The organism is Candidatus Brocadia sp., from assembly GCA_021646415.1.
Taxonomy (GTDB): Bacteria; Planctomycetota; Brocadiia; order Brocadiales; family Brocadiaceae; genus Brocadia.
This window is the reverse complement of record SOEU01000007.1, coordinates 67,284-82,389: the sequence shown is the minus strand read 5'-3', so window position 1 is coordinate 82,389 and position 15,106 is coordinate 67,284. Positions and strand designations below refer to the sequence as shown.

At 41.8% G+C, this 15,106-nt stretch carries 18 protein-coding genes and 3 pseudogenes; 19 read left to right on the top strand and 2 right to left on the bottom strand.

Annotated elements, in window-relative coordinates:
* Positions 1-425: 425 nt before the first annotated feature.
* Positions 426-734, bottom strand: coding sequence for a hypothetical protein (locus tag E3K36_07615; GenBank protein ID MCF6155107.1), 309 nt, complete (start codon positions 732-734; stop codon positions 426-428).
* A 126-nt stretch (positions 735-860) separates the two neighbouring features.
* Between E3K36_07615 and E3K36_07610 the strand changes: the two genes are divergently transcribed.
* The 19 genes and pseudogenes from E3K36_07610 to E3K36_07520 all read left to right on the top strand — a co-directional run bounded on the left by E3K36_07610 (position 861) and on the right by E3K36_07520 (position 13,966).
* Positions 861-1,133 (top strand): hypothetical protein, encoded by a 273-nt coding sequence (locus tag E3K36_07610; GenBank protein MCF6155106.1) that lies wholly within the window; start codon positions 861-863, stop codon positions 1,131-1,133.
* Positions 1,134-1,328: 195 nt separating this feature from the next.
* Positions 1,329-1,532, top strand: a complete 204-nt coding sequence (locus tag E3K36_07605; GenBank protein MCF6155105.1) for a hypothetical protein — start codon at positions 1,329-1,331, stop codon at positions 1,530-1,532.
* A 3-nt stretch (positions 1,533-1,535) separates the two neighbouring features.
* Positions 1,536-1,667 carry a zf-HC2 domain-containing protein gene (locus tag E3K36_07600; GenBank protein MCF6155104.1) on the top strand — a complete coding sequence of 44 codons (132 nt, stop codon included), beginning with the start codon at positions 1,536-1,538 and terminating at the stop codon, positions 1,665-1,667.
* 56 nt (positions 1,668-1,723) lie between these two features.
* Positions 1,724-1,921 (top strand): hypothetical protein, encoded by a 198-nt coding sequence (locus tag E3K36_07595; protein MCF6155103.1) that lies wholly within the window; start codon positions 1,724-1,726, stop codon positions 1,919-1,921.
* Positions 1,922-2,162: 241 nt separating this feature from the next.
* Positions 2,163-2,630, top strand: coding sequence for an FAD-binding protein (locus tag E3K36_07590; protein ID MCF6155102.1), 468 nt, complete (start codon positions 2,163-2,165; stop codon positions 2,628-2,630).
* Positions 2,465-2,857, top strand: coding sequence for a hypothetical protein (locus E3K36_07585; protein ID MCF6155101.1), 393 nt, complete (start codon positions 2,465-2,467; stop codon positions 2,855-2,857). Before E3K36_07590 ends, E3K36_07585 begins: the two co-directional genes overlap by 166 nt.
* Positions 2,758-2,901 carry a hypothetical protein gene (locus E3K36_07580; protein ID MCF6155100.1) on the top strand — a complete coding sequence of 48 codons (144 nt, stop codon included), beginning with the start codon at positions 2,758-2,760 and terminating at the stop codon, positions 2,899-2,901. Before E3K36_07585 ends, E3K36_07580 begins: the two co-directional genes overlap by 100 nt.
* Positions 2,895-3,590: an NAD(P)/FAD-dependent oxidoreductase gene (locus E3K36_07575; GenBank protein ID MCF6155099.1), complete on the top strand. Its 696-nt coding sequence runs from the start codon at positions 2,895-2,897 to the stop codon at positions 3,588-3,590. Before E3K36_07580 ends, E3K36_07575 begins: the two co-directional genes overlap by 7 nt.
* A 300-nt stretch (positions 3,591-3,890) precedes the next feature.
* On the top strand, positions 3,891-4,193 hold the full coding sequence (locus tag E3K36_07570) for a hypothetical protein (GenBank protein ID MCF6155098.1): 303 nt from the start codon (positions 3,891-3,893) through the stop codon (positions 4,191-4,193).
* Positions 4,194-4,242: 49 nt separating this feature from the next.
* Positions 4,243-4,782, top strand: a pseudogene (locus E3K36_07565) (peroxidase).
* Positions 4,782-5,605, top strand: a pseudogene (locus tag E3K36_07560) (inorganic phosphate transporter). Before E3K36_07565 ends, E3K36_07560 begins: the two co-directional pseudogenes overlap by 1 nt.
* Positions 5,606-5,732: 127 nt before the next feature.
* A complete protein-coding gene (locus E3K36_07555; protein ID MCF6155097.1) occupies positions 5,733-6,221 on the top strand; it encodes a TlpA family protein disulfide reductase in 489 nt (162 codons plus the stop codon).
* Between the two features lie 183 nt (positions 6,222-6,404).
* Positions 6,405-7,379 carry a radical SAM/Cys-rich domain protein gene (locus E3K36_07550; protein MCF6155096.1) on the top strand — a complete coding sequence of 325 codons (975 nt, stop codon included), beginning with the start codon at positions 6,405-6,407 and terminating at the stop codon, positions 7,377-7,379.
* Positions 7,380-7,501: 122 nt separating this feature from the next.
* Positions 7,502-8,653 (top strand): methyltransferase domain-containing protein, encoded by a 1,152-nt coding sequence (locus E3K36_07545; protein MCF6155095.1) that lies wholly within the window; start codon positions 7,502-7,504, stop codon positions 8,651-8,653.
* Between the two features lie 328 nt (positions 8,654-8,981).
* Positions 8,982-10,061 carry a hypothetical protein gene (locus tag E3K36_07540; GenBank protein MCF6155094.1) on the top strand — a complete coding sequence of 360 codons (1,080 nt, stop codon included), beginning with the start codon at positions 8,982-8,984 and terminating at the stop codon, positions 10,059-10,061.
* Between the two features lie 372 nt (positions 10,062-10,433).
* The gene (gene dgt / locus E3K36_07535; protein MCF6155093.1) at positions 10,434-11,777 is read left to right on the top strand and encodes a dNTP triphosphohydrolase; all 1,344 of its coding nucleotides are present in this window, start codon (positions 10,434-10,436) and stop codon (positions 11,775-11,777) included.
* Between the two features lie 161 nt (positions 11,778-11,938).
* A pseudogene (locus E3K36_07530) lies at positions 11,939-12,475 on the top strand (transposase).
* A 7-nt stretch (positions 12,476-12,482) separates the two neighbouring features.
* Complete coding sequence (locus tag E3K36_07525; protein ID MCF6155092.1) at positions 12,483-12,662, top strand: DUF433 domain-containing protein; 180 nt, start codon at positions 12,483-12,485, stop codon at positions 12,660-12,662.
* An 11-nt stretch (positions 12,663-12,673) separates the two neighbouring features.
* Entirely contained in the window at positions 12,674-13,966 is a 1,293-nt protein-coding gene (locus E3K36_07520; protein ID MCF6155091.1) for a hypothetical protein, read from the top strand.
* Positions 13,967-14,003: 37 nt separating this feature from the next.
* Here E3K36_07520 and E3K36_07515 read toward each other — a convergent pair whose 3' ends face one another.
* Positions 14,004-15,062 (bottom strand): aldo/keto reductase, encoded by a 1,059-nt coding sequence (locus tag E3K36_07515; GenBank protein ID MCF6155090.1) that lies wholly within the window; start codon positions 15,060-15,062, stop codon positions 14,004-14,006.
* Between the last annotated feature and the right edge of the window lie 44 nt (positions 15,063-15,106).

The following is a 15,106-nucleotide window of genomic DNA, read 5'->3' as shown; positions in this document are numbered from 1 at the left end:
AAGGAGGTTCCGAGAGATTACTGATGACGATGGTCACCCCTATTATCGTGGGGAGTGTGGTTCTGTCTGCTGAAAGACATTTAATGTTTTGGGATGTGAGCCATATGTAAATTTACTCTGAATTTAAATGAATTGGCATGCAATCGTCATTATGAGGCATAACGAAGCAATCTTTGTTTAAGATTGCTTCGTTGCTTTTTACTCTTTGTAATAAGGAATATCTCTTTCTTCTTAGAACTGTTACCAGTTGCAGACCCGGTGCACATATCAAGTACCTTCCCAGTTGCGCTTTTCATAAATAGAACAATGTGGTTATCCGGTTTACTACAACTGCCCCGTTATATAGTAGAATATGGGGGCTTCGATGAACATTACACCAGTTAGGGATCAAGATATTCGGGTACTACGTGGTAATAAGCTAAGACCTAAAGTTTAGTTGTGGTAAAACGGATAACCAGATATAACAATTCCTGCCAATTTTGCAAACCGTTCAGGTTTGTCCTGAACAGGGGTATCGGTAACATCTCTTTGGTCTTTTCTGTAATCTGACCGAGGATTGTTTGCACTTCTGTCTTTACAATGACACCCTTTGTTCTTCCACTCACCGCTATTTTTCCCTTAAAGGCCATATCCCTTTGATCACCAGGAGCCAAATTGCCTTCACATATTATTGCAGTGGATTTTTCAGCGGCGGACTGATTCATCCGTAAGTAAAGCCTCTCTAAGGCTTCCATAGCTTTTTATTTTTTTAAATGCAACAGGCTTTCAAATTAAAAATATACATGAACCCATACAGGGAAGGTACATAGTTTTACTGATGTTTTAGCTTATTATTCTATTTTGTCGAGGTAGATTCGGACGTGATGGATTTTACAGAAATTGAAAAGGACTTTATCAAAAAGAAACTTATTTCCGATTTTGATTGGACTCGGTTTGGACTGCCTACAGAACCCATCCCATTAGAAAAACCGATTGATGAGCGCAAAGTAATAGGGTCTTTACAATATTTTCCTACGGAGACAGGAAAATATAAAGACAGCCTTACTGCCGAAGATGATGAGAATATCTTTGCCGTAAGGCTTTTTTGTTTTGTGGGAATAAACCTTGATTGTTATTTGTCTTTACTATTATGACACAACATAGTCGCATTTAAATAAACCACCCATTTATCCCCTCCTTGCGATGGAGGGGAAAGAGGGGAGGTAGAAATAAACGGCTTCCTTGTCCTTCCTTCGCATAGAATCCTTATGAGTCAATAAAAGAAGAAGTTTTCGACGTCCTCAATTACAGGAGATGAGACAGAATTTAATGAATTGCTTGACGCAGATGTGAAAAAAGCACTGGAAGAATTACCTGAGGATTTTCGGATGGCGATTTTACTTCCGATCGTAGAGGGTTTTTCATACAAAGAGATTTCAGAAATGCTTAATTGCCCCATTGGGACAGTGATGTCTAGAATTTATAGAGAGCGTAAGATGCTAAAGGAAAAATTAACCATGCATGCAAAAAAACAAGGCTATGAAAGAGAATAAGGAATGAATTGCAATAACATGAGAAAATATTTTTATGCCTCTCTTGATGGCGAACCCGATGTGGAAAAGAATATAGAGGTCCTTTCACACCTGAATGTGTGCCATGCATGCGGTATAAAAATAGAACCGGTGTAAAGGTAACCCTGCCTGGTATTCAAGAAAATATACACATACAGAATATCGGAGCAATTGTGGAATATTTTCAAAGACAAACTGGTTTGAGTTTGACCCTCCCTGGCTTTAAAGAAAATGTACAATTAGTAGGTGCATCAGTATCTAAAATTAACAACATAAAAGTTCCGCTGGTTTTCTATAAGTTAGATGGGGTTCCAACTATTTATAAGAAATTAAAAATAGAGAAATTCATCAGAAATAAACCCCTCACCTAACCTCTCCCCTTTGTGGGAGAGGGATTTTTCCCTCCCTGGATGGGCAATGTCATTGAATTAAGATAATATGTCTCCCTTTCAGGGCTAAAAATATTATTAAATCATTATCCCAGGGCTGTCGCCCTGGGCTATATCCTGCCAGCCCTTCGGGCTTTGCCCAGAAGAGAAACACTCTCTCGCTTAATTCAATGACATTACCCTGGATGGGAGGGACTTAAGGGCGGGCGAAAGGAGGAAGAATGTGAGAGATTTTGATCTTGCGGTAATTGGTGGTGGGGCAGGGGGGCTAAATGTTGCAAGTGGGGTTGCCCAACTTGGCGCCCGGGTTGCGCTTATCGAGAAAAAGAAACTGGGTGGCGATTGCCTTCATTATGGGTGCGTTCCCACAAAGACATTGGTCCATTCTGCAAAAATAGCTTCGCTTATGAAAAGGTCCAGGGAATTTGGTCTGAATGACACAAATATCTCCATCGATTTTAAGAATATTATGAACCACATGAGGGATGTAATATCAAAAGTTGGCGTGCGCGATGATTCAAAAAGATTAGAAGATATGGGGGTGCAGGTTTTTTGGGGGACGGAAAATTTGTTGACCCTCATACCTTTGAATTTGATGGTAAGAAGATTACCAGTAAAAAATTTGTCACCTCAACAGGTTCAAGGGTCGTTGCTATCCCTGTCAAAGGTCTCGAAAACATTCAATATTTAACCAGTGAGAGTGCCCTGGAATTGGATTATTTACCCAAATCAATGATTATATTAGGTGCAGGCCCAATAGGGCTTGAGCTTGCGCAGGTATTTACAAGATTCGGGCCAAGGTCACCGTATTGGAAAAGATGGGGCAGATACTGCCGCGTGAGGATAAAGAGGTTTCCGATACCCTTGAAGCGATTCTTAAGGAAGAGGGGATTACAATACATACTTGTGTTGATGTAGATCATGTCAAAAAAATGGAGATCAAAAGGGCATTGAAGTGGTAGCAGTGTGCAGTGGACAGAAAAAGGCATTTCAAACCGATGAGTTTATGGTTGCTATTGGACGTGCTGCTAATTTGGAGGGGCTTAATCTCGAAGCCGCCGGTGTTAAGATGGAAAAAAGGTCTATTGTGGTAAACAGGTCTCTGCGTACTACTGCCAGAAATATATGGGCATGCGGGGATGTAACAGGGCAATATTTGTTTACCCATGTTACTGGATATCATGCGGGCATTGTCGTGGCAAATGCCTTGATTCCATTTTTGAAGAGAAAGACGGATTATCGTATAGTCCCGTGGGTTACATATACGGACCCCGAGCTGGGTCGGGTAGGATTGACTGAGGACGAAGCAAGACAGAAATACAAGCATGTAAAAATGTATCGGTACAACGAGAAGGATTTGGACAGGACTGTCATAGAAGGGGAAGACAGAGGAAGAATCAAAATCGTCTGTACGAAAAAGGGTGAGATATTGGGCGCCTATGTCCTTGCACCGCGGGGAGGAGAAATTGTGCATGAATTTGTCCTCGCAATGCAGAATCATCTTTGGGTGAAAGGTATTACCAATACCATACATGTCTATCCAACACTTGCTCAGGCAGTGAGAAGGGTAACAAATAAATACTATGCTGAAAAGATATTCTCCGGGTGGATTCCCAAGGTTACGAAGAAGCTGATAAGAATATTCGGGTAGATAATATACCAACAAATAATTTCACCGTATAGGAATTTTCATTTTATTTAACCGGGTTTTTAGGATGGTATGGAGTAAAAAAATCCCCCTTAGAAAAGGGGGATCAGGGGGGTTGTAAAATAGCGTGGGAAAAAAACAACCCTCTATTTCCCCTTTTGGTAGGGGGGCTAACTTGACCACGGATTTTCACGGAACTACACTGATCAAATAGGGGCAAGAGGAGCCTCATACTCAAGACTTCAACGTTTGGTGATGTTCTGTAAATCTCTGTGGTGAAAGCTTACAAAAGAGAGGGACAAAATGAAGTTCGTGATAACGATGTTCGTTTTGACCATGATTCATGGTATGGCAATTACCGTATCTGCATCCGGAAATAACGACCCAAACTCTCTGCTTGATCGTGTTTTGGGCCGTTATGTTTCGAAAGATGGTTTGGTTGACTATAAAGGACTGAAGAAAGATAAGGATTTTGTTAGGAATGGTGAAAAAATAGAAGAGTATGTTGCAAGATATTTAAATCCGGAAGATGCAGGATTTATTCGAAATAATAAAGTAACGGTAAAATATCTCGATTACGATTGGGGTTTGAATGAGCAGAAATAATGAATGGAAAAATTTTCCAGGATATATAATTTTATAGAGAGGCTCAATAATGCCAAGACTTTCGGTTATAGGGAGAGAACAAATCCTGAAGCATGATTTTGAAGTACATGAGATTTTTACTGAAATTGAAGGTGCTTTTGGCAAGATTCCATATTTATTTAAGACCTACGTCCATTTCCCTCCGCTCCTGAAGGCCAACTGGAGCAAGGTAAAGGCGGTAATGATGCAAGGGAGTCTGAACCGAAAGATCAAGGAATCTATTGCCCTTTTAGTTTCAAAGGACAATAGTTGTGCGTATTGTGTAGCGGCCCATATTGCCGCGCTCAGGACAATCGGGGTTACGGACCAGGAACTGGCAATGATTGAGCGTGAGATTGAGAAATAGAAGTTTACGAAGAAGGAACGAGAGATCATTGCTTTTGTCAGAAAGGCGAATAAAGATCCAAATAAGATAACTGATGAAGAAGTTGAAGAGTTAAGGAAGGAAGACGCTAGTGATTCCGAAATTGTTGAGGCACTCGGTGTAATGGAACTCTTCACCTCCTTTAACAAATTTCTTGACTCACTGAAAGTAGAGATAGATTTCTGATGATAATCTTAATAATACTTTTTCTGGCTACCTGTTTTCTTGCATATTCAAACGGCGCTAATGACAACTTTAAAGGAGTCGCCACACTCTTCGGGAGCAAGACCACGAATTATAAATATGCAATTTGGTGGGCAACTCTTACAACGTTTGCAGGTTCGATGGCTTCAATATTCTTTGCACATGGCCTTGTAAGCGCCTTTTCTGGTGTCTTTGTGTCGGTAAGCAGGGCAAAGTAACTCCATCATGCCAACCCGCACCTGTTTTTTCTGTAAAATATGGGAGTACTATTAGTGTTGCAATTGATACCGAAGAAAACTGTCAGGAAACTTATAAAGGGTATTTCCTGGGGATGAATAGCCGGAGATTGCTGGATTATTTACACTTCTGTTCTGCCGGAGTAGTGGGCTTCGCCCGTGGCCTTAATGACACACCAAAAATTGTCGCTCTTTTATTCCTCATTGAAGGGCTATCAATACTTTGGGGTATGATGGCTGTCGCTGTTGGTATGGCAATTGGCGGGCTCTTGAATGCTAGAAAAGTAGCTGAAACAATGAGCAATAAAATCACAAAATTAAATCATGGTCAGGGCTTTACTGCAAATCTCGTGACGAGCATCTTTGTAATATTTGCCAGCAAACTTGGAATGCCCGTATCCACAACGCATATATCGGTAGGGTCTCTCTTCGGTATAGGGTTAATTACAGGACGTATAAATACCCGTACGGTACTGGAAATACTTTTGTCATGGATCACAACCTTGCCTGTTGCCGTCATCTTTAGTGGCGGTACTTATTGGATAATAGGAAAATGCATGCTTAATTAACTTCTTTCTTGGAGGATGAATTGACAGCCGTTTAAAGATTTAAATTGATTGTATAGGAATTTTCATTTTAATTAATGTTAGTCAAAAACAAGTAGCAGTAAATCTTTTTTACAGAAAGGAACGAGTCATGAATAAAAAAATGTTTAAATACAAATGTTTTATTTTTTTGTTTGTTATTATTTTATCCAGTATTTCAACGATTTCTTATGCAGGAGATGCCGTCAAAAAGATAACCCTTGCGGAATTAAATACCTTGCTTGAAAGCAATAAAGGCAAGGTGGTGGTTCTTAACCTGTGGGCAACATGGTGTCCACCGTGCAGGAAAGAGATACCCGGTTTTGTCAATCTTTACAAAAAATATAAGGACAAGGGGTTGGAGATCATTGGCGTTTCCTTCGATGAAAACGGACAAGAGGTGGTTCCACCATTTATAAAAGCATTGGGCGTCAATTATCCAATTTATCTTGATGGAGGCGATATCAGTCAAGCGTATGACTTGCGAGCATATCCGACCACCATTGTCTATGGGAAAGACGGCAAAGTGGTGAACAAGCATCTTGGGTATTTGTCAGAAGAAGATTTGGATAGCGAACTCGGCAAACTGTTGAAAAAGTAACAACGTGCGGATAGTCGCAATCAAAGGCACTGGTTAAAGCATACGAGGACAAGATTGACTACCCCTCCTTCGCAAGGAGGGGATTAGGGGAGGTGGGATAAAATCTTCCTTGCTCTAAATCTGATACAAAATATTTTCGCTGAATAGTTATAAAAGAAGAAGGCAATTGAGGGTTTAAACACGGTGCGGGATTCAAAGATCAACTTTAAAGACAAATTAAGGCAATACGGCTTCCATCTAAGGCGTACTACGCCTAAAACGCTCCAGATAAACGTTGGGAAATTATGTAACCAGGCATGCATTCATTGTCATGTGGATGCCGGCCCGGAAAGAACCGAAATAATGTCGGCAGAAACAGCAGATAAGATATTAAACCTCCTTGCCAATACACCGTCAATTGAGCTTGTGGATTTTACTGGCGGTGCGCCTGAGCTTAATCCGGCATTCCGTTCTCTGGTTAAACTGTTCCGTTCTCTGGGGCGTCGTATTATGGATCGATGCAATCTCACCGTACTATTTGTCAATGGCCAGGAAGATTTGGCAGAATTCTTTAAAGATAATTGCGTTGAAGTGATCGCTTCTTTACCCTGCTATTCCAGGGAAAACGTGGATAAACAGCGTGGCAGTGGTGTATTTGATAAGAGCATCGACGCACTGCGGAGGCTTAACTCCCTGGGCTATGGGCATGAAGGAAACGGATTGAGATTAGATTTAGTCTATAATCCTGGCGATGCCTTTCTTCCACCGTCTCAGGAGAAATTAGAAAAGCAGTATAAGAAAGAACTGAGTGAGCAATTTGGAATTGTCTTCAATCGCCTGTATACAATGACAAACATGCCAATCAGACGATGGGAGAAATACCTTGAACGTACGGGACAGGTTGAATACTACAGGGAACTTCTTGTTAACGCATTTAATCCGCAGACAGTAGACAGTTTGATGTGCAGGACGCTCATTTCTGTTGGTTGGGACGGTCAGCTTTATGACTGCGATTTTAATCAAATGCTCGAAATCCCGATCGGGGGTCGTCGCAGGACAATATGGGATATTGAATCTTTCGATGAATTCAATGACGGTATAATTACAACAGGTGTACACTGCTTTGGTTGTACTGCAGAAGCCGGAAGCAGTTGCGGAGGGTCACTATTAATGGTATAAAGACATAAAATGTACGATACGCTCATGGTAGCCGCAACCTTTAGAGCTTGCCCTGAGCGAATCGAAGGGCGTAGCAAACCCACCGGTTGAATTTCTATAATTTATGAAAGAGGTACGGAGTTATGATGATAGAACGAGCGGTTTTAAATCGTTATAGTACCGCTGCATCACAAAGGGAAGAATCTCTTTGTTGCCCTGTTGTGTATAATTCAAAGTATCTGGAAGTCATTCCCCAGGAAGTGTTAGAACGAGATTATGGCTGTGGTGATCCTTCACAATATGTACGCGAGGGAGAAATAGTCCTCGATTTGGGCTCAGGCGGTGGAAAAATCTGTTTCATTGCAAGTCAGGTGGTTGGTCCATCCGGGCGGGTAATTGGGATTGACATGAACGATGAGATGCTTGCGCTTGCCCGCAAGGCAAATAGTGAGGTCTCGAAACGCCTGGGATATGCCAACGTCGAGTTTCGCAAGGGAAAGATACAGGATTTGCGTATCGATAGAGATATGCTTGATGAATGGTTGAAAAGACATCCTGTAAAAAATGAATCTGACCTTGCTCTGTTGGAGTCATATATAAAACAGATCAGTGAAATATCTCCCATGATCCCGGATGAAGCAGTTGACGTTGTGATCAGTAATTGTGTCTTAAATCTGGTGAACCACAACGACAAAACCATGCTTTTCCAAGAGATTTATCGGGTACTTAAGCGGGGCGGACGTGCCGCCATCAGTGACATTGTATCAGACGAACCAGTGCCATTGGAGCTTCAGCAGGATCCAGAACTGTGGAGTGGATGTATCTCGGGTGCACTTCAGGAGTACGAATTCCTGAAGGCATTTGAGGATGCCGGATTTTATGGAATTACCATTGCCAAACGCGATGAAAGGCCGTGGCGAACGGTTCGAGGCATCGAGTTCCGAAGCATCACGGTACTAGCATACAAGGGAAAAGAAGGGCCATGCTGGGACCATAAAGAGGCGGTTGTGTATAAAGGGCCGTTTCAGGAAATTACCGATGATGACGGCCACCGGTATCGTCGCGGGATGCGTGTATCTGTTTGCAGAAAGACATTCAATATTTTGTGCCGCGAGCCATATGCAAATCACTTTGATTTCATAAGCCCCCAGAAGGAAGTCCCGGAAGAAAAGGCACAACCCTTTCCATGCACAAAGGAAATGCTTGTCAGATCTCCACGAGAAACAAAAGGTGAGGGATACAGCATGACAAATGAAGGCTATTCCCCTGGTTGCAAACCAGGGACTTGCTGTTGAAATAGAATGAAGAATAATTGATATTCAGAGATTTCTAAATTTTCGTCTCAACGATGCCATAACCTTTCGTGACGGCAGTATAACTCAGGTAAAAAGGCAAAATGCACTGGATGTCGCAAACCTCAGCCTTGAGACCATAAAGGATGGCGGACAAGCCCTCATTTTTGCAAATACAAGGAAATCAACAGAGTCTGTTGCACATAAGGTTGCATCAGATGTTGCAAAATTCATAAATGAACGGGAAAGAGCATCTCTGAAGACACTTTCAGAACAAATCATAGGAGTATCCCCGGAACCGACCCGCCTCTGCAGGAAACTCGCCGAATGTGTGAGCCATGGTATTGCTTTCCATCATGCAGGTATTATCATGGCGCAAAGGAAGATCGTGGAAGATGCCTTCAGGGCCAATACGATAAAGATCGTGACTGCCACCACGACTCTGGCGATGGGACTAAATCTTCCATCGAGGAGGGTTATTATCAGGGATTGGTGGAGATACGAATCCGGCTTCGGAATGCAACCCATACCCATTATGGAGATAAAGCAGATGTCAGGAAGGGCAGGAAGACCGGGGTTTGATCCATATGGAGAAGCCGTCGTTATTGCCAGAAACAAGCGGGAACTAATGGATTTCCTCCGGAATACATTTTTTGGCCATCAGAGGGGCACTGGCTCCCTTGCATCCATAACAAACAAGATTGTTGGCTTCCTCAAAGACGAGGAGATGGTCTCTGAGAAAAGGGGTCTTATTGCCACGCGGTTTGGCCGCCGCGTCTCAGACCTTTACATAGACCCTCTGACAGGAGTAATCATAAGAGACGCCTTACGTCAGCCAGGAGAGAAGGAGACTTTTGTGCTCTTCCATATGATAGCCCACACACCGGACATGATGACGATTAGATTAAGGAAAAAAGATTACGAAGAGATGTTTGATGTGTATCATGCCCATGCAGATGGGCTTTTAATCCCTAAAGACGAGAAATATCCATCAGATGAGATCCTTTCGGAGATAAAGACGGCCTCTCTCTTGATGGAATGGATAGCTGAGGTACCGGAAGACACGATTGTTGGCCATTTTGGAGTAGGACCTGGTGATATCCGCACGCTGGTGGAACTCTCCGATTGGCTTCTTTATTCGGCGGGTGAGATAAGTAAGGTCTTTGGCCTGAAGGAAGCCGAAAAGCTGCTATCCTTTTTGAGGGTGAGGGTCTTCTACGGTATTAAGGAAGAACTCCTTCAGCTCGTGTCCCTTAGAGGCATAGGAATGGTGAGGGCAAGGCATCTCTATCATGCGGGATACAAGACGTTGGAGGATATTAAAGGCGCGGCAGTTGAGGATCTTGTAAAGATACCAACCATCGGAAAGGCCATTGCAGAAAATATAAAAAACCAGGTTCAATTCCAATAATTAGAATATTTCAGTTACCCACGAAATATGCGAAACATACGAAATCACTTTCGTGTACTTTAGCGTTATTCGTGGGTTCTTTTAAAACAAAAATATCCTTGACCTTTGTAAGACGTGGGGTATAGTATTTCCTGGGTGGATGATCACCGGCCCGAATACCAGGAACGAGGTTGAGAAATCCTGGGGCGTCAGGACATAGGCCATAGAGCCTCTCAGAATCCTGTTCGCAGGAGCGCCATACCTCCTTGTGACATCCACCCTAAGATTTATTTTTAAAAGTTTGGCATGAATAGTCTCAGTTGTTGGGTTTCTCTTTACTCAACCCAACCTACGAAGTTAGTTGTTTGAAAAACTTTTTTGTATGCTCTATATATGGACTGGCAACAATTAATTTCAAAAAAAAGAATACATAGCGGTGAGGGTCCAAAAAAGGGAACAAATGACCCAAGAAGTGAGTTTGAAAGAGATTTTGATAGAATTTCATTCTCATATCCTTTTCGAAGACTGCAGGATAAAACCCAGACTATCCCTTTGCCAAAGTATGATTTTATTCACACGAGACTTACTCATAGTTTAGAAACTTCAAGTGTAGGAAGGTCATTGGGTAGAATCGTAGGTAAATATATAATCAATAATTATAACTTGAAAGACATTAATGAACATGATTTTGGTGCGATCGTCTCATCTGCTTGTCTGGCTCATGATATTGGAAATCCACCTTTCGGACATGCTGAAGAAAAAGCTATGTCGGATTTTTTTAGAACTACTGGCTCGCATATAAAAGCTGAGCTAAATGATAAGAATGGCGATGTAGATAAGCTATGGAATGATTTCGTTGATGTCGAAGGGAATGCCCTTGGATTTCATACAATCACAAAAAAGCATTATCGAGGTTTTGATTTAACTTTAACAGCACTTGCAGCTTTTACAAAGTATACAAGAGAATCGAAAATAAATAACATAAATACTGCTCGGGTAAGTCAAAAGAAATATGGTTTCTTTTATGCCGATCGTGAAATTTTTAAAAACATAGCAGATGAATTAGGCTTACGCTCTTTAAGTGAAAATAAGGACGATTATACGTGGTGCAGGCATCCACTAGCTTTTTTAACTGAAGCCGCTGATGATATTTGCTATAGATTAATTGATTTTGAAGATGGTGTGAGAGCAGGTTGCATTGATTTTGAAAAAGCTGAAGAATTGTTGAATGAAATATCAGGCCTTGATCTACAAGATAGATTTTATAAAGAATTATCTAGTGATAATGAGCGTTTAGGTTATTTAAGAGGCAAGGCAATCTTTAATATGATTTATGATGTTGCAGATATATTCAAAAAAAACGAGAAAGGTATATTACGTGGGGATTTTGATAAGGCTTTGATTGAAGATTCAAAATACAAAAAAGATACAATAAGCAAAATTGCAGACGAAGTTAGAAAAAAGGTTTATGAATCTGCCTCAGTTTTAGAATTGGAGGCTACAGGCTTTGAAGTGCTTGGTGGTTTACTTCATTATTTTATAGGAAGTGGAGATTCTAAGAAAAATGAAAGGCTTTCACGTAAATCGTTTCATTGGCAAAAAATTAACGAGCTGTTACCTGAACAATTCAAGAGTACAAAAAATGAAAATTTATATAATGATATTTTGAATATTATAGATTATGTTGCTGGTATGTCTGATTCATATGCTATAAAAGTTTATAGAAAATTAAAATGAATTGAAATTGGATAATATGACTGTAAAGTATGTAGGATGGGTTAAACGAAGTGAACCCATCAATAATAAATACCCATTTCTATTTTAAGATGTGTTGGGTATGCTACGTACCTTCGACAAGCTCTGTACAGGCTTCACCCAACCTACGGTGAATAAATCGAATGGTATATCGCCGAGCATAGTATCCTGGAGGTTGTTACTTTTTCACGGTGATTACTCATGACAGAAAGCCAATTTTCACAATACCCGATAACATTTCCCGTTTACGAACGGCCTTTTCCCACATTAAACGTAATCGTCCTTTTATAATTGATGGAATCGTGGTGTTACCAGATCATTTACATTGCATCTGGCGGTTACCTGAGGATGATAGTGATTTCGCAACATGATGGAGATTGATTAAACATTACTTTAGCCGATCTTGTTCAGGTATCGAAGAAATTTTGAATCAAGCAAGGCAAACCAAAAAAGAAAGAGGTGTTTGGCAAAGGCGATATTGGGAACATCTCATAAGGAATGAACAGGATTGGCGCAAGCACATGGATTATATCCATTATAATCCGGTGAAACACGGTTTTGCAGAAATACCGATTCAATGGCCGTACAGTTCCTTTAAGCATTGTGTTGAAAAGGGATGGTATCAATCAGACTGGGGAAGTATCGAACCCAATACATGCAACGGAATGAATTTGGAATAAATTTATAATGGGTCTGCTCCGCTTGACCCATCCTACTGAACTTGTCGCTGGTGAAACTATCGAACAAATTCTTGACGCCCATCCCCGTCTTACCCGCGACGCCATTCAAGCAGCCATGTCATTTGCTGCTGATTCATTAAGGGATGAGGTAGTTTATCCAATCGTAAATGATGAGGGGAGTTTATAAAGGGTCTCGTCATGGAATCGTCTGAAAAATTATTTATCATGCGCAGATATCCGTTTATTACTATATTTCTTGTCCTGATTGTTTCTTTGCCAATCTGCTTTGGACAGGATAGAAAATCAGATGGTCAATTATTGGTAAGCAGATACCTGGGAAGCACCAGTGCAGGTGAAAGGGAGGAGATACTTAAGAAACTGGAGGATTTAGGGGCAAGTTTTGATGAGGTTAGAGAATGGATTCGTATCCCGGAGAACTACACGTCTCAGCAGTCGGGTATACATAGGGAACTGGCACCTGTTGGTGAAAAGAAGGGGGAATACTTCGCCTATATACCACCTACTTACGTGCCTGACAGATCCTGGCCTGTTGTACTGGCATTGCACGGAGTGGGTGGCAGTGGTTACGGGCAGGTAATGGCATGGTTAAAGTCATCTGCTCGCAAGGATGAATTTATCTTCGTGGCTCCTACATATGGTTCCGGGCTGTGGTGGAAGGAAGAGCCAGAAAGATTTGTACTTTCAGTACTCAAAAAGGTTAAACAGGATTACCATGTTGACACAAATAGAGTCTATCTGACAGGGTTTTCAAGTGGTGGCCATGGTGTGTGGTATCTCGCCATTCGTTATCCTTCACTCTTTGCGGCTATAAATCCTGTTGCCGGTGAATGCCCGCTACCTTCCCTGCTGGTAAACTTGATACAAGTGCCTGTCTTTATCATACATGGAGACAGGGATACCGTCATCCCGGTAGAGGCCGCAAGGGACGCGAATTCGAGGCTGGAAAGGCTTGGCTATAACGTTGTTTATAAAGAATTGCCTGAGCTGAAGCATCAGTTTCCTGTGAATGAAACAGACCAGATTCTTGCCTGGTTCCATTCTCATAAAAGATCACTCTACCCGAAGAGTGTGAAATATTCCACGGATTCTCCAAAATATCCCGTTTCCTACTGGGTTGAGATAACAGAATTTTCCCAATTGGTGGGACAGGTTTCAGGGGTTTACAAGGATGTTTTTGGACATCTGATGAAGTCTGAAGGATTATCTGAGACGGCAACCATTGAGGCGGATATAAGAAAGGACAATGAGGTTTCTCTGACTACTCGCGGGGTCAACGCCCTGCGCCTGTATTTGGAAGAAGAACTTGTAGACATGGAAAAACCCTTGCATGTATCGATAAATGGTAATGCCGTATATTCCGGAAAGATAGAAAGGAGTATGCGGACTATCCTCGATGCGGTAAAAAAACGGAACGACCGGGAGGCATTGTTCTCTGCATATCTGGACCTGAAAGTCCCATCCAATGACTAATGAACTATTGGGTTTCGCATAAAGAAATATTCTTCACCTAAAGTAATTCACCGATTATTCGCTTGGCTTCGTCCGGATCTAATTTTGGTACTTTCAGCAACTGAAGATTTTCCTGTACATGTTTAACGGTCTTCATACCTACCAGTGAGGTTGTTACGCCACGCAATGAACGAACAAGCTGGATTGCACGACGAGCCGTACTATTGCCAAGATTATCGAGCGCCAGAAATGAGAATAGCTTGCTGTTCTTCAGCGCTTGTGTTTGTAATAGGGTTGCACTGGACATGACAAAAAGCCCCATCTCTTTGGCAACGTCAAGGAGGGTAACCCATTTGCCGTGAAGTTCCTGATTCTCCAGTATTGCAGCCTCCGGCATATAAATATTTATGGGTAGTTGAATAATCCGGAAGTGATGCTGTAACCCTCCCGTGACTGCTTCAGCCGCCTGAATCACGCGATGGAGAGAGAGTCTGTTCGGGTCATAAGCATCTAAACGGTACCCATCCCAGGTCGCTGTGCCATACATGCGGATACGTCCATCCCGTACAAACCCCTCCAAAACCCCGAATGCCCTAGAAAGCCGCTGATAAAATTCGTTGGCTGACAATTCCGAGAGTTGTATTTCAGGATTATGGATATAATATATGTCGATGTATTCCAGTCCCAGATTTTCCAGACTCATCAAAACACATTCACGAATAAATTCAGGCTTTAGAGAATGGCATCCCTCAACAATGTCTTTCTCATTGAGAATACCTTTCTTTAAGAAGCGATTCTGAAAAACTTCCGAAGGTTTTTCCCCGGATTCAATGTCCCACGGAATAAAGCCGCCTTTGGTTGCTACAATAAGTTTTTCTCGAATTTCCGGATGTTTTTCCATCAGCCTTCGCACAGCCCGGCCGACAACCCGTTCGCTCTTCATTTCCCTGTAATTTATCGCGGTGTCGATGACATTACACCCTTGTTCAACCGCTTCGATAATTGCGTCAAGGTATAGTGCATCCGTCTTATCATCTATTTTGCCCAGATAAGTACCAATACCTATAGTGGAGGCATGAAGAGTCATGTTGTCGTGTGAAATACCAGACCGTGGCATAAATAATAAATCCTTTCGGGTTTTGTTTGTTATTTTTTTGCTTC